Here is a 19465-nt window from a genome sequence, read left to right as displayed (position 1 = left end):
CATTGTGTCCCGGCCCGGGGGTGCTGTGGACAGCGCGCCCCCGCATCACGCTTCCGGGGTCACCGTCCGGACCGCGGTTTCCGGTCCCCCCTGCCGCGCCCGGACGGCTGCCGCCCGCGCTCGGGGCCCTGGTGGGTGACGACGCCCTCCTCGGTGTCCATGGTGGGGGCGGTGAAGCTGAGCCCTTCGTCCTGGCGGGGGGCCAGGTCGGCCACGGGCGCGTCGGTCTCGACCTTGAGGTGGAAGAGGAACCCGACGGTCTCCTCCTTGATCGCGTCCATCATGGCGGTGAACAGCTCGAAGCCCTCGCGCTGGTACTCGAAGATCGGCTCCCGGCCGAGCATGTAGCGCAGCCCGATGCCCTCCCGCAGGTAGTCCATCTCGTACAGGTGCTCGCGCCACTTGCGGTCCAGTACGGCGAGCAGGACGCGCCGCTCCAGTTCGCGCAGGGCGTCGGAGCCGAGCCGGGCCTCGCGCGCGGCGTACTGCTCGTGGATGTCCTCGCGGAGGGCTTCGGCGAGGTCGTCCGGGGTGAGGTCGGGGTGGGCGCGCAGTTCGGCGACGGTGCGGGTGATCGGGTACAGGTCGCGCAGCGCCCGCCAGAGCCGGTCGAGGTCCCACTCCTCGGCGTACCCCTCGGCGGTCTCGGCCCGGACGTAGGCGTCGACGGTGTCGTCCATGAAGTGGCCGATCTGGCCGGTGAGGTCCTCGCCGTCGAGGACCCGGCGGCGTTCGCTGTAGACCAGTTTGCGCTGGCGGTCCATGACCTCGTCGTACTTCAGCAGGTCCTTGCGGGCCTCGAAGTTCTGCCGTTCGATCTGCGACTGGGCGGACGCGACGGCGCGGGTGACCAGCTTGTTCTCGATGGGCACGGCGTCGGGGAGGTTCGCCATGGTCATCACGCGGTCGACGGCCTGGGCGCGGAAGAGGCGCATCAGGCTGTCCTCCAGCGAGAGGTAGAAGCGGGAGGCACCGGGGTCGCCCTGGCGGCCGGACCGGCCGCGGAGCTGGTTGTCGATCCGGCGGGACTCGTGACGCTCGGTGCCCAGGACATAGAGCCCGCCGAGCGCCTTGACCTCGTCGTGGGCGGCGGTGGCGGCGGCGTCCCCGGCGGCCGGGTCCTTGGAGGCGCGTGCCGCGTCGTCCTGCGGTTCGCCGTCCTCGGTCACCGGTTCCGGGCTGCCGCCGAGCATGATGTCGGTGCCCCGGCCGGCCATGTTGGTGGCGACGGTGACCGCTCCCCGGCGGCCGGCCCCGGCCACGATCTGCGCCTCGCGCTGGTGGTTGCGGGCGTTGAGGACCTCGTGCGGAACGCCCCGGCGGCGCAGCAGCGCGGACAGGTGCTCGGACTTCTCCACCGAGACCGTGCCGACGAGCACCGGCTGGCCGGTGGCGTACCGCTCGGCGATGTCGTCGACGACGGCCGCGTACTTGGCGTCCTCGGTGCGGTAGATGAGGTCGGCCTCGTCGCGGCGGACCATCGGCCTGTTGGTCGGGATGGGCACCACCTGGAGCTCGTAGATCTGGTGGAACTCGGCGGCCTCGGTCATCGCGGTGCCGGTCATTCCGGACAGGCCCCGGCCGTAGAGCCGGAAGAAGTTCTGGAGGGTGACGGTGGCGAGGGTCTGGTTCTCGTTCTTGATCTCCACGTGCTCCTTGGCCTCGATGGCCTGGTGGAGTCCCTCGTTGTAGCGGCGGCCGGGCAGCAGCCGTCCGGTGTGTTCGTCGACGATCAGCACTTCCTCGTCCAGGACGACGTAGTCCTTGTCCTTGCGGAACAGCTCCTTGGCCTTGATGGCGTTGTTGAGGTGGCCGATGAGGGGGGTGTGCACGGAGTCGTAGAAATTCTCGATGCCGAGCTGGTCCTCCAGGAATTCCACGCCCCGGTCGAGAATGGCGACGGTGCGTTTCTTGGGGTCGTACTCGTAGTGGTGGGCGGCCCGGATTTCGACGAGCTCGTCCTTTTCCGCCTGGGTGACGTAGCGCTCCTCCTGGACCAGTACGCCCGTCATGCGCGCGACGAGCTTCACGAAGGCGCCGTACCACTGGGTGGGCTGGTCCGCGGGGCCGGAGATGATGAGCGGGGTGCGCGCCTCGTCGATGAGGATGGAGTCCGCCTCGTCGACGACGGCGAAATGGTGGCCGCGCTGGACGAGTTCTTCGTGCGACCAGGCCATGTTGTCGCGCAGGTAGTCGAAGCCGAATTCGGTGTTGGTGCCGTACGTGATGTCGCAGGCGTAGGCGGCGCGCCGGTCGGCGGGGTCCATGTCGGCCTTGATGACGCCGACGCTCAGGCCCATGAAGCGGTACGCCCGGCCCATCCAGGCGGCGTCGCGCTCGGCCAGGTAGTCGTTGACGGTGACGAGGTGGGCGCCCTTCCCGGCGAGGGCGTTGAGGTAGAGCGGGAGGGTGGCGACGAGGGTCTTCCCCTCGCCGGTGCGCATTTCGGCGACGCACTGGAGGTGGAGTGCCGCCCCGCCCATGACCTGGACGTCGAAGTGGCGCATTCCCAGGGTCCGGCGGGCCGCTTCGCGCATCGCGGCGAAGGCCTCCGGCAGCAGGTCGTCGAGGGATTCGCCCTCCGCGTACCGTTCCTTGAACTCCTCGGTGAGTGCCTGGAGTTCCGGGTCGGAAAGATCGCGGTATTCGTCCTCGACGAGGGCGACCTGCCGGGAAATTCCCTGGAGTTTGCGCAGGACACGTCCCTCGCCGGCCCGCATTATCCTGTTGGTGACGCTTCCCAGACCGAGCCCTGGCATCGTGATTCCCCCACCCGCCGCACATCCGGACTGCACATTGTCGGCGTGAAATTCCGTTGCCGCAAGGAGAGTTATGGCGGAAGGGAAGCAGGAGGGGCGGGGGAACCAGTGGAGTCAGCGGGGCGGGTGAATTTCCTTTCGTCCCCGCATTTCCCGCACTTCTGCCACGTTCCTCACTTCGCCCACTTCTCCCACTGGGCGTCGACGATTTCCTTCGGCACGCCGCCGAGGTCCGCGGTGCCCAGCGTCTCGGCCCGGAAGGACAGGGTGGTCGCGCCGGTCCGTACGACGGTCAGGTACTCGTACGCCGTCCCGGTGCCCCGCACCTCGCGCACCGCGAGGCGGTACGCCTGGGCCTCGTCGCCGGTCCCGGCGGGTGCGGGGAGCTTCTCGACGGCGGTGTAGCGGGCGGCGACCGGGGCCGCTCCCGCCCGGCCGCGGTTCTCGGTGAAGCCCCCCTTGCACTTCTCCCCCGCCGTGCGCAGCGCCGCCATCACCCCGGCCGCGCCGCCGGGCCGGTAGGAGCGGAGCTGCACGGCGACGTCGGCGCCCTGGGGCCGTGCGGGGTCGGCGAGCCTGCGGTGCACCTGGGAGTGGGGGCCGCCCTCGGCGGACCTGAGGCCGACGAGCGGCTGGCAGAGGGCGGGGGCGGCGGTGTACTCGTCGCTCGGCGGGCTACCGGAGACGGTGTACTCGGTGGTGCGGTAGGGGCCGGCCTGCTCGCCGGGGGCGAAGGCGCGGGCGTTGAGCGCGGTCTGGGACAGGGGCTGCGGGGCCGCGGCGGGCGCGGGCCTGTTCCGGGGCTCCTCCGGGGGGCCGCCGCAGGCCGTCAGTGCCGCCGCGCAGCACACCGCTCCCAGGGCCGCCCCGCCTGCCGCTCGTATGCGCGTGCGTACCGCCGTGTTCTTCCCGTACCCCTTGTTCATGTGCTCATCGTGGGGCACGGGAAGAGCCGGTGTCACCCATTCCGTTTTTCGCCGGCCCGCGCGGGCCGGCGCCGGTCAGCGGATCGGCCGGTGCACGTTGTCGTGCTTCGCCGGGCCGGGGGTGGCGTCGGCGATCCACGGCCCGTCGCCGCTGGGGTCGACGATGCCCTCCTCCAGCCAGGAGTACGTGCCGGAGAGCACTCCCCGTACGACCTTGCCGTCGAGGTCGTCGGTGTTGGTCCACAGCCGGTCGAGGAGTTCCTCGGTGCGGATGCGGGACTGGCGGCAGAAGACGTCGGCGAGCTGGTAGGCCTCGCGGCCGTGGTCCTCGGTGGTGCGCAGGAGTTCGGCCCGTACGCACGCGGCGCTCATCGCGAACAGCTCCGCGCCGATGTCGACGATCCGCCCCAGGAAGCCCTGCTTGGTCTCCATGCGGCCCTGCCAGCGGGACATCGCGTAGAAGGTGGAGCGGGCCAGTTTGCGGGCGGTGCGCTCGACGTAGCGCAGGTGTCCGGACAGGTCGGGGTGGCCCGCCGGGTGGAACTCGCCGTACGAGCGCGGCAGCTGGCCGGGGCCGGTGACCAGCTTCGGCAGCCAGCGGGCGTAGAAGCCGGTGGCCCTGCCGCCCGCCCTCGCCTTGTCGGACAGGGACTTCTCCGGGTCGATGAGGTCGCCGGCCACCTTGAGGTGGGCGTCGACCGCCTCGCGGGCGATCAGCAGGTGCATGATCTCCGTGGAGCCCTCGAAGATCCGGTTGATGCGCAGGTCGCGCAGGATCTGCTCGGCCGGCACGGCGCGTTCGCCGCGTGCGGCGAGCGACTCGGCGGTCTCGAAGCCCCGGCCGCCGCGGATCTGGACCAGTTCGTCGGCCATCAGCCAGGCCATCTCCGACCCGTACAGCTTGGCCAGCGCGGCTTCGATGCGGATGTCGTTGCGGTCCTCGTCGGCCATCTGGGAGGACAGGTCGAGCACCGCCTCCAGGGCGAAGGTGGTGGCCGCGATGAAGGAGATCTTGGCGCCGACGGCCTCGTGGTGGGCGACCGGCTTTCCCCACTGCTCACGCACCGACGACCACTCGCGGGCGATCTTCAGACACCACTTGCCCGCGCCGACGCACATGGCGGGCAGCGAGAGCCGGCCGGTGTTGAGGGTGGTGAGGGCGATCTTGAGGCCCGCGCCCTCGGGGCCGATCCGGTTCGCGGCGGGCACCCGGACCTGGTGGAAGCGGGTGACGCCGTTCTCCAGACCGCGCAGGCCCATGAAGGTGTTGCGGTGCTCGACGGTGATGCCCGGCGAGTCGGCCTCGACGACGAAGGCGGTGATGCCGCCCCTGCCGCTCTCCGTCCTCGGCACCCGGGCCATGACGACCAGGAGATCGGCGACGACCCCGTTGGTCGTCCACAGCTTCACGCCGTCCAGGAGGTACGCGTCGTCGCCGTCGGGCACGGCGGTGGTGGCGAGGCGGGCCGGGTCGGAGCCGACGTCGGGCTCGGTGAGCAGGAAGGCCGAGATGTCGGTGCGGGCGAGCCGGGGAAGGAAGGTGTCCCGCTGCTCCTGGGTGCCGAACAGCTTGAGCGGCTGGGGTACGCCGATGGACTGGTGGGCGGAGAGCAGCGCGCCGATCGCGGGGCTGGCGGAGCCGACCAGGGCGAGCGCCTTGTTGTAGTACACCTGGGTCAGCCCCAGGCCCCCGTACTTCCGGTCGATCTTCATGCCGAGCGCGCCGAGTTCCTTGAGCCCGTTGACCGTCTCGTCCGGGATGCGGGCCTCGCGCTCGATCCGGGCGCTGTCGATGCCGGTCTCGCAGAACGCGCGCAGCTTGGCGAGGAAGGCCTCGCCGCGCTCGGCGTCCTCGGTGGGGGGCAGCGGGTGCGGGTGGATGAGGTCGAGGCGGAAGCGGCCGAGGAAGAGTTCCTTGGCGAAGCTGGGTTTGCGCCAGTCCTGCTCGCGCGCGGCCTCGGCGACCTGGCGGGCCTCGCGCTCGGTGACTTTGGGGGGCTGGCCGGGCTTGTCGTGGGTGTGTGGTGCGGACATGAGGCTCACCTCGCCGCGCGTCGGGATCAAGGACCCGGAAGGTGGTGTACCGCCGCAAGGAGCCGCGTACGGCTACCGACCGGTTCTACCCACTCGTATCTACCCCATCGCGCTCATTGCCACCAGCCCGCGCGCACGTGGTCCGGCTGGTTGCGCGGGTGAGTCGCCGGCGGGCGCCGGGTCCGCCGCGCTGTCCTCGCGCTACTCGCCGCCGCTCGACCTGCTGGGCGGGCCGCCCAGCCTCCGGCGCCGCTTGTTGCGCTTGGCGGAGGAGACCACCAGGTCGCTCACGCCGATCGTGACGGCGGCGACCGCACGGGTCCAGCGGGGGCCGCCGCGCTCCGCCCACACCACGCACACGCATCCACCGACGGCGAGCACCACGAGTCCCGCCAGTACGAGCATCATCATCGCCCCACTATCGCACCGGCCCCGGAGCGCGGGCGGTCCGGGCGGGGCTCAGCCGCGCCACGTCCGCGACGCCTGCCCCAGCACCTCCTCGACGCGGTCCCAGGTCGCCATGTCGCGCTCCACGGGCGGCAGTTCGCGGCTCTCGCCACTCGCGGCCCAGCCCGCGGCGACGGCGACCGGGTCGGCGCCGGTGTCCGCGCCGCAGGCCAGCGCCGCCGCGCCCAGGGCGACCAGCTCCGGTGCGGCGGGCAGGACCACGGGGCGGCCGGAGAGCCGCCGTACCGTCTCCACCCAGACGCGTCCCCGGGCGCCGCCGCCGATCACCCGCAGCGGGCGGGCCGCCACCGAGGGGTCGTGCGGGTCGGTGCCGCACGCGGTGAGGAGTTCGTCGAGGGCGCGCAGCACGGTGAAGACCGCGCCCTCGTAGGCCGCGCCGAGCAGTTGCTGCGGGGTGGTGGCGTGGCGCAGGCCGGTCAGCAGACCGGTGGCGTGCGGCAGGTCGGGGGTGCGTTCGCCGTCGAGGTAGGGCAGCAGGACCGCGTCGCCGCCGGGCACGGCGTCCTCCCGCTCCAGGCCCAGCAGTGCGGCGATCCGGTCGACGGCGAGCGTGCAGTTGAGGGTGCAGCCCAGCGGGAGGTAGCTGCCGTCGGCGGCGGCGAATCCGTTGATGCCGGGGCTGGCGGGGCGGGTGCGGGTGGCGGCGAAGACGGTGCCGGAGGTGCCGAGGGAGAGCACCGGGTGGTCGAGGAGGCCCTCGCCGCCCAGGCCGAGTCCGACGGCGGCGGCCATGTTGTCACCGGTTCCGGCGGCCACGGCGATGCCCGCGGGCAGGCCGAGCGCGGTGGCGGCGCCCGGGGTGAGGGAGCCGACGCGGGTGGCTCCGGTGGGGGCGACCTCGGGCAGGAACTCCTTTTCGATATGGAGGAGTTGGAGGATCTCGGGGTCGTACCCGCCGGTGGCGGTGGAGTACCAGCCGGTGCCGGAGGCGTCGCCGGGGTCGGTCGCGGCGACGCCGCAGAGCCGTTCGGTGAGGTGGTCGTGCGGGAGGCGCAGGGCGCGGGCGGCCTCCACGGTGTGCGGCTCGTGGGCGCGCAGCCACTGCCAGGTGGTGGCGGTGATCGAGGCGACCGGTACCGATCCGGTCCGCTCCAGCCACCAGGGGGCGCCGTGCCGCTCGGTGAGCGCGGCGGCCTTTGGGGCGGAGCGGGTGTCGTTCCACAGGACGGCGGGGCGCAGCGGGCGGCCGTCCGCGCCGAGGACGACCAGCCCGTGCTGCTGGCCGGCGACCGCGATGGCGGTGACGGCCCCGGCCGGTACGTCCGCGTCCGCGAGGGCGGCGGCGACGGCGGCGCCCAGTGCCCGCCACCACTGTCCGGGGTCGCTCTCGCGGGCGCCCGGCCCGCCGGTGACGGTGTGCGGGGCGCGGCCGGTGCCGAGGACGGTGCCGCTGTCGCGGTCGACGGCGAGCACCTTGGTGGACTGGGTGGAGCTGTCCACGCCGAGGACGACGGGGGCGTGCGGGCCGCGGCCACCGGTGGCGCCGGCCGGGGCGCTGCGACTGGGGGGCATCGGACGGCTCTCCTTGCGGTCGGGGCCGGCCCGGTGCCGGTCGGGCGGGTTTGATCGTACACAGAACAAATGTGTTTCGGCGGGAGTCGGGAGAAGGTCTAGTCAAGCGTCGGGCGCGTCGTACAGTATTTGCCATGTCAGCAAACAAATACCGCTGACCAGCAGGGCGAAGCCGCGAGGACCAAGACGAAGAGGTGCCCGACGATGACGGACCGCTACACCCCCACCCCCGAGGACCGGTTCACCTTCGGCCTGTGGACGGTCGGCTGGCAGGGCCGTGACCCCTTCGGGGACGCCACCAGGCCCGCCCTCGACCCGGTCGAATCGGTGCACCGGCTCGCCGGTCTCGGGGCGCACGGAGTGACCTTCCACGACGACGACCTGATCCCCTTCGGGACGTCCGACGCCGAGCGCGACGCCCTGGTGAAGCGGTTCCGGCGGGCGCTGGAGGAGACCGGCATGAAGGTGCCGATGGCGACCACGAACCTCTTCACCCACCCCGTCTTCAAGGACGGCGGCTTCACCGCCAACGACCGCGACGTCCGCCGCTTCGCGCTGCGCAAGACGATCCGCAACATCGACCTCGCCGTGGAGCTGGGCGCGACGACCTACGTCGCCTGGGGCGGGCGCGAGGGCGCCGAGTCCGGCGGCGCCAAGGACGTGCGCGTCGCCCTGGACCGGATGAAGGAGGCCTTCGACCTGCTCGGCGAGTACGTCACCGAACAGGGCCTCGACCTGCGCTTCGCCGTCGAGCCCAAGCCCAACGAGCCGCGCGGCGACATCCTGCTGCCGACCATCGGCCACGCGCTGGCCTTCATCGAGCGGCTGGAGCGCCCCGAGCTGGTGGGGGTCAACCCGGAGACCGGACACGAGCAGATGGCCGGGCTGAACTTCCCGCACGGCATCGCGCAGGCCCTGTGGGCGGGCAAGCTCTTCCACATCGACCTCAACGGGCAGACCGGCATCAAGTACGACCAGGACTTCCGGTTCGGCGCGGGCGACCTGCGTCAGGCGTTCTGGCTGGTGGACCTGCTGGAGACGGCCGGGTACGAGGGTCCCCGGCACTTCGACTTCAAGCCGGTGCGCACCGACGGCTTCGACGGGGTGTGGGAGTCGGCGGCCGGCTGCATGCGCAACTACCTGATCCTCAAGGAGCGCGCGGCGGCCTTCCGTGCGGACCCGGCCGTCCAGCAGGCGCTGCGGGACTCGCGGCTGGACGAGCTGGCGCGGCCCACGGCGGCGGACGGGCTCGCGGGGCTGCTGGCCGACCGGAGCGCGTACGAGGACTTCGACGTGACGGCGGCTGCGGAGCGGTCGATGGCGTTCGAGCGGCTGGACCAGCTGGCGATGGAGCACCTGCTCGCGGTGCGGTAGCGGGCGGGGGCGCCGGTCGGCAGTCCGCGCGGCGGCAGCGGGCTGCGGGAGGGGCCGGGGGTCGGCCGCCTGCTGTGGGCCCCGGCCCGCCGCGTGCCCCGTGCCGCGTGCCCCGTGCCGCGTGCCCCGTGCCAGGGTCGAAAGACCCTCGTGTCCGGCCCGTTCCCATCCGATGCTTGCGGGACAGGGGGCGCGGGAGCCGGGCCCGGGACAGCAGCAGGGGAGCAGCGGGATGTACGACTTCGACACCGTCGTCGAGCGGGCGGGCACCGGCGCGGCCAAGTGGGACACCCCGCTGGCCGCGTACGGCGCGGGGATCATTCCGCTCTCCGTGGCCGACATGGACTTCCCCGCGCCGCCCGCCGTCGTCGACGCGGTCGCCGCCCGTGCCCGGCACGGCATCTACGGCTACACCGACCTGCCGGCCGACTACTTCCCCGCGGTCGCCGACTGGCTGGCGGGCCGTCACGGCTGGCACACCGACCCCGGCCTGTTCGTGCACGTGCAGCGGATCGTGGAGGCCGTACCTCTGCTGCTGCGCGCCGAGACCGCCCCCGGCGACGGCGTCCTGGTGCACACCCCGTACTACGCGCCGACCGCCTCGGCCGTCGGGCTCAACGGCCGCCGCCTGGTGGAGAGTCCGCTGCGGTACGACTCGGGGCGCGGCAGGTACGAGATGGACTTCGCCCACATGGAGCGGGCGGTCCGCACCGAGGGCGTACGGGCGCTGCTGCTGTGCTCCCCGCACAATCCGACCGGCCGGGTCTGGGAGCGCGCCGAACTGGAACGGCTCGCCGAACTCGCCCTGCGGCACGACCTGCTGGTGATCTCCGACGACGTGTACGCCGACTTCACCGGCTTCGCCGCGCCGGGCACGGACCGCGGCCGGCGGCACACCTTCCTCGCCTCCCTCGGTGCGGACATCGCCGCGGCCACCGTCACCTGCGTCTCCCCCAACAAGACGTTCAACCTGGCCGGCCTGGAGATATCCAACCTCCACGTCCCCGACCCGCTCCGGCGCGAGCGGCTCACCGCGGCGATGCGGGCGGCCGGGATGCTCAACCCCGCCTTCTTCGCGGCCACCGCGACCCTGGCCGCGTACCGCGAGGGCGCCCCCTGGCTGGACGCGCTGCTGGCCCACCTCGACGGCAACCTCGCGCTGCTGCGCGGCACGCTGGCCGCCAGGATGCCGGGGCTGCGGCTCGTCGAGCCCGACGGAACCTGTCTGGCCTGGCTGGACTGCCGGGACTGGGCGGGCGCCGACGACGCGCGGCTGACCGAGCTGACCGCCCGGCGGGCGCGGGTCGCGGTCAGTGCGGGCGGCTCGTTCGGCGCCGGGTACGCCGGGTACGCGCGGCTGAACCTGGCCACCCCGCGCCCGCTCCTCGACGAGGCCCTGGACCGGCTCGCCCGGACGTACGGGGAAACGGCCGGCACCTCGCAGGGGGCCGCCGCGGCCCGCGCCACGGGCCCGCTCACCGCGGCGGGCTGACCCGCTCCCCGTACGCCACGGGGTCGGCCAGGACGTCCCGCACCACCAGGGCGGCGGCCCCGCGCGCGGCGTCGCCCGCCAGCGACGAGGGGCGCAGCCTGCCCGATCCGGCGGGCCACAGCCCGGACACCACGCGGACGGCGAGTTCGGCGTCGACCGCCGGGACCAGCCAGGGAGCGAGGCCCCGGTAGATGCCGCCGAGGACGACGGCCTCCGGGTCGAGGAGGTTGACCGCGCCGGACAGGACGAGGCCCAGCTTCTCGCCCGCCGTGCGCAGCGCGCCCAGCGCGGCGGCGTCCCCGGCGGCGGCCCTGCGCTCCAGTTCGGCGACGCCGGGCACTCCGGCGTTCTCGTCGAGGCCGGCGTTGCGCAGCAGGGCGAGCTGACCGGCGTACTGCTCCAGGCAGCCGCGCGCGCCGCAGCGGCACGGGGGGCCTTCGGCGTGCGCCACGACGTGGCCGATCTCGCCGGCGAAGCCGTGCGCGCCGCGCAGCAGCCGGCCGTCCAGGACGAGGGCGCCGCCGACGCCCACCTCGCCGGTGAGGTAGAGGAAGGAGCGGGCGGCACCGGGCCCGGCGCACCAGAGTTCGGCGAGGGCGGCGAGGTTGGCCTCGTTGTCGGCGCTGACCGGCAGGACGGGGTGGCCGGGGCGCAGGGCGGCGAGCGCCTGGGCGAAGAGCCCCTCGACGGCGACCCGGCTCCAGCCGAGGTTCGGGGCCTGCCGTACGGTGCCGCCGGAGACCAGTCCGGGCAGCCCCAACTGCACTCCCACGACGCGCAGTTGCTGCTCCCGCGCTGATTCCAGGGCGCGTTGGGCGATGCGGGCGACCCGGTGGAAGACGTCGGCGGGCGGGGTGCCGCGGTTGTCCAGGTGCTCGGTGAGGCGGACCCGGTCGGTGCCGGCGAGGTCGGCGACGCACACGGCGACGTAGTCGATGTTGATCTCGACGCCGAGTCCGGCGGCGCCGGTGCGGGCCACCTGGAGCACGGTGCCGGGCCGTCCGGCCTGGCCGCTGAAGGTCTTGCCGGACTCGGCGAGGAAGCCGCCCTCCAGGAGCTGTTCCACCAGCGAGGACACGGCGGCCCTGGTGAGTCCGACGCGGGCGGCGACCTTGGCCCTGGTGATCTCGCCCTCGTCGTGCACGGCCCGCAGCACCAGGCTGAGGTTGTGCCGCCGCACGGTGTCCTTGTCGGCCTTGGCCCCCAGGGAACGCGGGGGCCCGGCCGGGGGCGGGGACGCCGGAGGGGAGGCCGGTGAGCTGATCGTCATGATGACGACGAGCCTACTGGCCTCCCCTGGGCGGCACCCGGACCGTCCCGCGTCCTACAGGTCGATGCCGGTGAGGACCATGACGCGCTCGTACGTGTAGTCGTCCATGGCGTAGCGGACGCCCTCGCGGCCGACGCCGGACTGCTTCACACCGCCGTACGGCATCTGGTCGGCGCGGTACGACGGGACGTCGCCGACGATCACGCCGCCGACCTCAAGGGCGCGGTGGCCGCGGAAGGCCGCCTGGATGTCGTGCGTGAACAGGCCCGCCTGGAGGCCGTACTTGGAGGAGTTGACCGCCTCGAAGGCCGCGGCCTCGCCGTCCACCTTCTGCACGGAGAGGACCGGTCCGAAGACCTCCTCGCAGGAGAGGGTCACATCGGCGGGCAGGTCGGCGAGCACGGTGGGGGCGTAGGCGGCCCCGTCCCGCTTGCCGCCGGTGAGCAGCTGCGCACCGGCCTTGACGGCCTCGTCCACCCAGGACTCGACGCGCTTGGCCGCGTCCTCGCTGACCAGCGGGCCGACGTCGGTGGCGGCGTCGGACGGGTCACCGGTGACCTGCGCCTCGACGGCGGCGACGATCTTCGGTACGAGCCGGTCGTACACGGACGCGTCGGCGATCACCCGCTGCACGGAGATGCAGGACTGGCCGCCCTGGTAGTTGGAGAAGGTCGCGATGCGGGTCGCGGCCCAGTCCAGGTCCTTGTCGGAGGCGAAGTCGGGCAGGACGACGGCCGCACCGTTGCCGCCGAGCTCCAGGGTGCAGTGCTTGCGCGGCACCGAGTCCATGATCGCGTAGCCGACCTTGTCGGAGCCGGTGAAGGAGATGACCGGCAGGCGCTCGTCCTGGACCAGGGCGGGCATCTTCTCGTTGGCCACAGGCAGCACCGACCAGGAACCGGCCGGGAGGTCGGTCTCGGCGAGCAGCTCGCCGAGGACGAGCCCGGAGAGCGGGGTGGCCGGGGCGGGCTTGAGGATGATCGGGGCGCCGACGGCGATGGCCGGGGCGACCTTGTGGGCGCACAGGTTCAGCGGGAAGTTGAACGGTGCGATGCCCAGGACGACGCCGCGGGTGAAGCGGCGGGTGAGGGCGAGGCGGCCGACGCCGCCGGCGTCGGTGTCGAGGCGCTGGGCCTCGCCGCCGTTGAACCGGCGGGCCTCCTCGGCCGCGAACCGGAACACGGAGACGGCCCGGCCGACCTCGCCGCGCGCCCACTTGACGGGCTTGCCGTTCTCGCCGGAGATCAGCTGGGCGATCTCCTCGGTGCGCTCGACCAGACGGTCGGCGACGTGGTTGAGGGCGGCGGCGCGGACGTGGGCCGGGGTGGCGGAGAACTCGTCGCGCACGGCGTACGCGGCGGCGACGGCCTCTTCGACCTGGGCGTCGGTCGGCACACTGGCCCGGCCGACGAGACGGCCGTCCCACGGGGAGGTCACGTCGAAGGCGTCGTCGCCGGTGGCCTGGCGGCCGGCGAGCCAGAAGGCGTGGGTGGAAGTCATAGGGGTATCCGGCCCTTCCGAGTACGGGGATGTGCGGAGGTGGTTCTTCGGTTCCACCGTAGGGGCGGGGACGGGGTGCGTCGCTTGTCCAGGGTGGAGTGTTGGCGATCGGCCCCGTGCCGGATTGGTGGACGCCCACGCCGCCGGGCCCGCTGCGCGGAGGCTCTCCCCCAGCCCGCCCCACCCCGCCCCTTCCCGGAACGGGTGGCGGGCCCTCCCGGGCCGGGTGCCCGTCCGCGGCTTTCGTCGTGCCCGCTCGCGTGGTTCCCCGTGCCCCTACTCCCCCGCCCCCATCGACGTCGCCTTCAGCGCCAGCCACAGCTCCATCCGTACGTCCGGATCGTCCAGGGAGCGCCCCAGGATCTCCTCCACCCTGCGCATCCGGTACCGCAGCGTGTGCCGGTGTACTCCCAGTTGGGCCGCTGCCGCGTCCCACTGGCCGTGCCGGGAGAGCCACGCGCGCAGCGAGGCGACCAGGTCTCCGCGGCCCGTCGCGTCGTGCTCGTGCAGCGCGCGCAGCATCCCGTCCGCGAAGGCGCGCACCGCGTCGTCCGCGAGGAGCGGCAGGACGGAGCCGGTCGCCAGTTCCTCGTGCTCGACCAGGGTGCGGCCCCGCCGGCGGGCCACCGAGAGGGCCTGTTCCGCCTGTTTGAAGGCGGTGGCGGCGGCGATCGGTCCGGCCGGTGCGGACAGGCCCACGACCAGGTCGTCCTGCTCGGCGGGCTCCAGCGGGCGGGCCTGGTCGCCGCCGCGTACCGCCGTCGCCGTGTGCACCGCGCACGCGGCCACCGCCTCGCCGCCGTCGGCCGCGAGGATCACCACCCGTACCCCGTCCGGTACGACGAGGATGGCCTCGCCGGCCCGCGCCGCCGCCGATTCGAGTGCGTCGACCAGGGCCTGGAGGGGTTCGGCCGCGTCCGCCGCGTCGCCCGCCGCCTCGGCGATCAGCAGCCGGAAGGGGGCGTCCAGCAGACCGCCGTACAGGTCTCCGGCGACCGCGCGCGCGTGGTCCGGTTCACCGGCCAGCAGCATCCGCAGCACGGCGGCGCCGAGCCGGGCCTCCGCTGCCTGGAGGGCGCGGGTGCGTTCGGTGGTGAGGGTGAGGAGCGCGATGGCGGAGTGCACCGCGTACCGCTCAGCCGTGCCCAGCGGGGCCGCCGTGCCGACCGCGAGCGCCCCGCGCGCCCGCCGGCCCGCGCCGAGCGACTGGAGCTCGACCCGGTCGTCGGTGCCGCCGACCACCGCGCTCGCGGGCGCGGGCCGCAGCCGGAGCCGTTCCACGTCGTCGGCGAGCCGGGTGGCGCGGCGGCCCGCCCAGTCGGGGGCGGCGGCCACCACCGCGCCGGCGGCGTCGTACACGGCCGCCCAGCCGTCCACGTGCGCGGCGAGCCTGGCGACCAGCTCGGCGGGGCCCGCCAGCGCGGCCCTGGTCAGTTCGCGCTGGGCCTCGAAGCCCGCGGTGACCGCCCGGTACTGGTCGGCGGCGATGGCGGCCGAGACCGCCTTGGAGATCGCCAGGAAGGGGGTGCGCCGCGGTACCTCAAGGAGCGGGAGGTGCTCCTCCTCGGCCGCCTTGAGGAGGGCCTGCGGGATGTCCTCGTAGCTGACGCCCACCGCGAAGCCGAGGCCCACCACGCCCGCCCCGACCAGTCTGCGCACGTACCGCCGCATCGCCTCGGGGTCCTCGGCGTCGAGCTTCATCGCGGTGATGAGGAGGAGTTCGCCGCCCTCCATGTAGGGGACAGGGTCGGCGAGCTCGCTGACGTGCGCCCAGCGCACCGGCGTCTCCAGCCGGTCCTCGCCCGCGCGCACGACGAGCTTGAGTGCGGAGTGGTGGACGAGGGAGGCGAGCGTGGGCGGCATCGGGGGCCTTCGGCAGTGGGCGGCGCAGTACGCCGTCCCGTACGAACGGCTCCCCCGATTCTGCCATTGCGTACCCCCGGCCGGCGCTGCCGAGCCCGCCTCCCGGGGCCCGCTCAGTCCCGCAGGTCCACCAGCAGCGGCGGCGCGTGCTCCCCGCGCACCGTGGTCAGGGAGAGGACGGCGTGGCCGGCGGGCACGCCGCGGGCCAGCTCGGACGCCGACCAGCGCTCCCGCTCCACCTTCTTCACGGTGACGGCGCTGGTGACGACGGCCTTGCCGGTGACCATCTTGCGGAAGGCGTGCATGGCACGGGTCAGCGGCTGGTTGGCGAAGACCGTGTGCTGGGCGACCTCCGTGGTCTCCACCCACTCGGTGCCCCACGCCTCGGTGAAGCGCCGGCCGTCCCAGGTGGTGACCCCGGAGAACGCCATGTGGCAGCCGACCGCGCCGAGCAGCGGAATGTGCAGCGCCTCGGGCACGTCGTCGACGGTACGGAGGCCGAGCACGACGCCCGCGTTGGCGGAGCGCAGTTTGCTGATGCCCCGTACCGTCTCGGCGGTCAGCGTCGCCGTAGCGTCGTCGAGCACCAGGCAGCCGAACAGGGCGCGGTCCGCGCGGGAGGTCATCGCGCCGAGGAACTGCGCCAGGACCAGCCGGGCCAGCAGCCGGGAGGCCTCCGGGTATCCCCGCTCGGGCAGCTCGATGCGGACTCGCATGGGGTGCTGCTGGAGGGCGCGCAGCGAGAAGGGGCGGGCATCGGCGCCGGTGTCGAAGAAGTCCGCGAAGACGGGCCGGTCGAGCAGGGCCAGCCGGTCGGCGAGGGCGGGGCAGGGGTCGGCGGCGGTGCCCATCTGCCGCATCCGGGCGGTGAGGTCGCGCAGCATCGAAGGCGGTCCGGCCGCTTCGAGCCGCTCCTGGAGGGAGCGCAGCACAGCCGGGTCGGCGCGCAGCAGTTCGTACAGCTCGGGCACGCCGGGGAAGCGGCCGTGCACGGCGTGGAACGGGCCGATGAGCTGGGCCAGCGCGGTGGCGGCCCGCCCGGTGTCGACCGTTTCCAGGTCGCCGACCAGTCCTTCGGCCAGGGCGGCGGACGCGGCCTCGGTGTCGCTGGTGCCGCCGTACAGGTCGAGGTCGTGCACCGAGGTGCCGTCGCCCAGCCGGACGACGACGTCGTACGCCGCGTCGTCGGCGAGCGGTGTCCCGGCGGCGCACACGGCGATCACGGCGCACTTCCCGGCGAGCGCCTGGAGGGCGAGGGACTCGACGACGGGGGCGACGAGCCGCCGGGTCTTGCCGGCGCCGGGCGGACCGACGGCGAGCAGGGACGTGCCGAGGACCGCGGGTTCCAGCGCGGTGCCGGCGCCGCAGCGCTGGTACGGGTTGGGGTCGCCGTCGACGTAGTGGCCGATGCGCACCTGTGAGGTGAGCAGGTCGTGGACGGCGGTGCGGTGGGGCAGGTCGCGGGCGCCGGAGGGGTGGGTGAAGGCGGCGGCGCCGTCGCGCAGGACGGTGGCGTCGAAGGCGGCGCGGCGGGCGGGGTCCTGGCCGACGGCGTGCCAGGCGGTCCGGATGCGGACCAGGTCGACGTCGTTCATCCGGCCGCCGCGGACCTCGGCGGTGAGCCGGTCGGCGGCCTCGGTGCCGCCGGCCGCGCGCAGCTCGGGCCAGCGGCCGGGGTCGGCCTCGGGGTGCACGGGCGCGGCGGGGGTACTGGGGAGCCTGCGCCGGAAGAGGGAGCGCAGGGCGGCGCCCCAGGCGCCCATCCTGGCGAACGGCCAGAGCAGACCGAGGAAGATCAGCGCGTAGACGGTGTAGACGACGAGGGTGTTGAGGGTGCGGTCGCCACTGGCGATCCAGGACCGGGGCAGTGCGGTGAGCACGGGGTCCAGGACCGGCAGTTTCCCCGTCCAGACCAGGGCCTGCACCAGGAAGGCGAGCGAGGCCGCGGTCAGCGCCCGGAAGGGCTGGGCGCGGCTGACGACGAAGCGCCGCCAGATCTCCCGCCAGTTGGCGAGCCTGCCGAACCCGTACACCAGGGCCGCGCCGAACACCCCGGTGTAGATGATCACGGCGTCGCGGGCCTGGTTGTTGACCGGGCCGCCGTTGATGCCCAGGCCCCACCAGTCGCCGGGGGTGACCAGTTTCAGGGGGACCAGCCAGTAGGGGATGTAGTTGTTCCACCACATCGACCACACCAGCATTCCGGTGAGCAGCGAGATGACCGCGCCGACCACCAGCGAGCGGTTGGTCACCGCGTCCTCGGCGGGCAGCTCGGGGCGCGGCACGTGCCCGTACCGCCAGTACCCGGGGTCGGCGGCCGGCCGGGACTTCCGCAGCCAGTCCTCCACCCGGGACAGCGGCGGTGCGGCGGCCGGGGCCCGCGGCACCGGCGGCAGGTCCGGCGGCGGTGGTCCGGCAGGCCTCGGCACCGCGCCCGCACGGGTGGTGTGCGCGCCGTCGTGCCTGTCACCGGTGTTCATGTGCTGCCCCTCGTCCCCACGAACCAGCTGTACGTCCCTGACCGGGCCCCGTGGGGCCCGCTGCCGGGGCCCAACCTAGTCGCCCCGCCCCCGCGTTCGGCGCTCCTCGTACGCGCGGCCCGCTATGTCCGTGGCGGACAACGCGACGCGCGTACTTCTCCGAGACGGAACATGCCCGCGCGCCCGCCCCGCCCCTAGCCTGCGAAGTAGCCAAAGCGTCCGATTCACCCCTGTATTCAATTGAAGTGCAGGGCCCCCACCCCACCCGAGGAGCCCCTCATGAGCGCAGTCCCGCAGGAGCGCCGCGTCGTCACCGCCATCCCCGGCCCGAAGTCGCAGGAGCTTCAGGCCCGCCGCACGGCCACGGTGGCCGGTGGGGTGGGTTCCGTCCTTCCCGTGTTCACCACGCGCGCGGGCGGCGGCATCGTCGAGGACGTCGACGGCAACCGGCTGATCGACTTCGGTTCCGGCATCGCCGTGACCTCGGTCGGCGCGTCCGCCGAGGCCGTGGTGCGCCGGGCCTCCGCCCAGCTGCAGGACTTCACCCACACCTGTTTCATGGTCACCCCGTACGAGGGCTACGTCGAGGTCTGCGAGCAGCTCGCCGAGCTGACCCCGGGCGACCACGCGAAGAAGTCCGCGCTGTTCAACTCGGGCGCCGAGGCCGTCGAGAACGCGGTGAAGATCGCCCGCGCGTACACCAAGCGCCAGGCCGTCGTCGTCTTCGACCACGGCTACCACGGCCGTACCAACCTGACGATGGCGCTGACGGCGAAGAACATGCCGTACAAGCAGGGCTTCGGCCCGTTCGCGCCCGAGGTCTACCGCGTCCCGGTGGCCTACGGCTACCGCTGGCCGACCGGTGCCGAGAACGCCGGTGCCGAGGCGTCCGCCCAGGCCATCGAGATGATCAACAAGCAGGTCGGTGCGGAGAACGTCGCGGCGATCATCATCGAGCCGGTGCTCGGCGAGGGCGGCTTCATCGAGCCGGCCAAGGGCTTCCTGCCGGCCGTCGCGCAGTTCGCCAAGGACCACGGCATCGTCTTCGTCGCGGACGAGATCCAGTCCGGCTTCTGCCGCACCGGCCAGTGGTTCGCCTGCGAGGACGAGAACGTCGTCCCGGACCTGATCACCACCGCCAAGGGCATCGCGGGCGGTCTGCCGCTCGCCGCCGTGACGGGCCGCGCCGAGATCATGGACGCCCCGCACTCCGGCGGCCTCGGCGGCACCTACGGCGGCAACCCGGTGGCCTGCGCCGCGGCGCTCGGTGCCATCGAGACGATGAAGGAGCTGGACCTCAACGCGAAGGCCAAGCGCATCGAGGAGGTCATGAAGGGCCGCCTGGCCGCGATCCAGGAGAAGTTCGACATCGTCGGCGACATCCGCGGCCGTGGCGCCATGATCGCGATCGAGCTGGTCAAGTCCGGTACGAAGGACCCGAACCCGGAGGCCACCGCGGCCCTCGCCAAGGCCTGCCACCAGGAGGGCCTGCTGGTCCTGACCTGCGGCACCTACGGCAACGTGCTGCGCTTCCTGCCGCCGCTGGTGATCGGCGAGGACCTGCTCAACGAGGGTCTGGACATCCTGGAAGCGGCGTTCGCGGGCGTCTGAGGACGTTCACCAGGGGCCCGATCGCACTCGTGCGCGAGCTGCGGCACACTGGCGCTGTGAAGAACGTGTGGGGGGCCAATGGCGGGATCGCACTCCCGCTGTCGGTCCCCTTCTTCCTGTCGTACGGTTCCTGGCAGATGAGAGAAACACCCCGTCCGCAGGGGACTGCGGACGAG

Annotated in this window: 12 protein-coding genes; 3 read left to right on the top strand and 9 right to left on the bottom strand. The window is 73.3% G+C overall.

Annotation, left to right across the window (positions count from 1 at the left end; translation table 11 throughout):
* Positions 1 to 59 precede the first annotated feature (59 nt).
* The 5 genes from secA to xylB form a co-directional block, all read right to left on the bottom strand.
* Positions 60 to 2759, bottom strand: coding sequence for a preprotein translocase subunit SecA (gene secA / locus ACFYVL_RS16745; protein WP_389245260.1), 2700 nt, complete (start codon positions 2757 to 2759; stop codon positions 60 to 62).
* 173 nt (positions 2760 to 2932) lie between these two features.
* A complete protein-coding gene (locus ACFYVL_RS16740; RefSeq protein WP_389245258.1) occupies positions 2933 to 3685 on the bottom strand; it encodes a hypothetical protein in 753 nt (250 codons plus the stop codon).
* Between the two features lie 75 nt (positions 3686 to 3760).
* Positions 3761 to 5719: an acyl-CoA dehydrogenase family protein gene (locus ACFYVL_RS16735; RefSeq protein WP_389245256.1), complete on the bottom strand. Its 1959-nt coding sequence runs from the start codon at positions 5717 to 5719 to the stop codon at positions 3761 to 3763.
* A 201-nt stretch (positions 5720 to 5920) separates the two neighbouring features.
* Entirely contained in the window at positions 5921 to 6130 is a 210-nt protein-coding gene (locus ACFYVL_RS16730) for a hypothetical protein (protein WP_389245254.1), read from the bottom strand.
* A 48-nt stretch (positions 6131 to 6178) separates the two neighbouring features.
* Positions 6179 to 7699, bottom strand: coding sequence for a xylulokinase (gene xylB / locus ACFYVL_RS16725; RefSeq protein WP_389245252.1), 1521 nt, complete (start codon positions 7697 to 7699; stop codon positions 6179 to 6181).
* 204 nt (positions 7700 to 7903) lie between these two features.
* On the opposite strand from xylB, the gene xylA reads away from it, so the two are divergent.
* Both xylA and ACFYVL_RS16715 read left to right on the top strand, forming a co-directional pair.
* Positions 7904 to 9073, top strand: a complete 1170-nt coding sequence (xylA, locus tag ACFYVL_RS16720) for a xylose isomerase (protein WP_389245250.1) — start codon at positions 7904 to 7906, stop codon at positions 9071 to 9073.
* Between the two features lie 232 nt (positions 9074 to 9305).
* Positions 9306 to 10565: a MalY/PatB family protein gene (locus ACFYVL_RS16715; RefSeq protein ID WP_389245248.1), complete on the top strand. Its 1260-nt coding sequence runs from the start codon at positions 9306 to 9308 to the stop codon at positions 10563 to 10565.
* Here ACFYVL_RS16715 and ACFYVL_RS16710 read toward each other — a convergent pair.
* The 4 genes from ACFYVL_RS16710 to ACFYVL_RS16695 form a co-directional block, all read right to left on the bottom strand.
* On the bottom strand, positions 10549 to 11835 hold the full coding sequence (locus tag ACFYVL_RS16710) for an ROK family protein (RefSeq protein ID WP_389245246.1): 1287 nt from the start codon (positions 11833 to 11835) through the stop codon (positions 10549 to 10551). The two genes, ACFYVL_RS16715 and ACFYVL_RS16710, sit on opposite strands and share 17 nt — an antisense overlap.
* A gap of 54 nt (positions 11836 to 11889) precedes the next feature.
* Positions 11890 to 13335 (bottom strand): aldehyde dehydrogenase family protein, encoded by a 1446-nt coding sequence (locus ACFYVL_RS16705; RefSeq protein WP_389245244.1) that lies wholly within the window; start codon positions 13333 to 13335, stop codon positions 11890 to 11892.
* A 276-nt stretch (positions 13336 to 13611) separates the two neighbouring features.
* Positions 13612 to 15198: a PucR family transcriptional regulator gene (locus ACFYVL_RS16700; protein WP_389245242.1), complete on the bottom strand. Its 1587-nt coding sequence runs from the start codon at positions 15196 to 15198 to the stop codon at positions 13612 to 13614.
* 113 nt (positions 15199 to 15311) lie between these two features.
* A complete protein-coding gene (locus ACFYVL_RS16695; RefSeq protein ID WP_389245240.1) occupies positions 15312 to 17678 on the bottom strand; it encodes an ATP/GTP-binding protein in 2367 nt (788 codons plus the stop codon).
* Positions 17679 to 17957: 279 nt separating this feature from the next.
* Between ACFYVL_RS16695 and gabT the strand changes: the two genes are divergently transcribed.
* The gene (gene gabT / locus ACFYVL_RS16690; protein WP_389245238.1) at positions 17958 to 19289 is read left to right on the top strand and encodes a 4-aminobutyrate--2-oxoglutarate transaminase; all 1332 of its coding nucleotides are present in this window, start codon (positions 17958 to 17960) and stop codon (positions 19287 to 19289) included.
* The last annotated feature ends 176 nt before the right edge of the window (positions 19290 to 19465 follow it).

The organism is Streptomyces sp. NPDC004111, assembly GCF_042874215.1.
Taxonomy (GTDB): domain Bacteria; phylum Actinomycetota; class Actinomycetes; order Streptomycetales; family Streptomycetaceae; genus Streptomyces.
The sequence above is the reverse complement of the archived record's forward strand: the minus strand, read 5'-3'. Positions and strand labels throughout refer to the sequence as shown.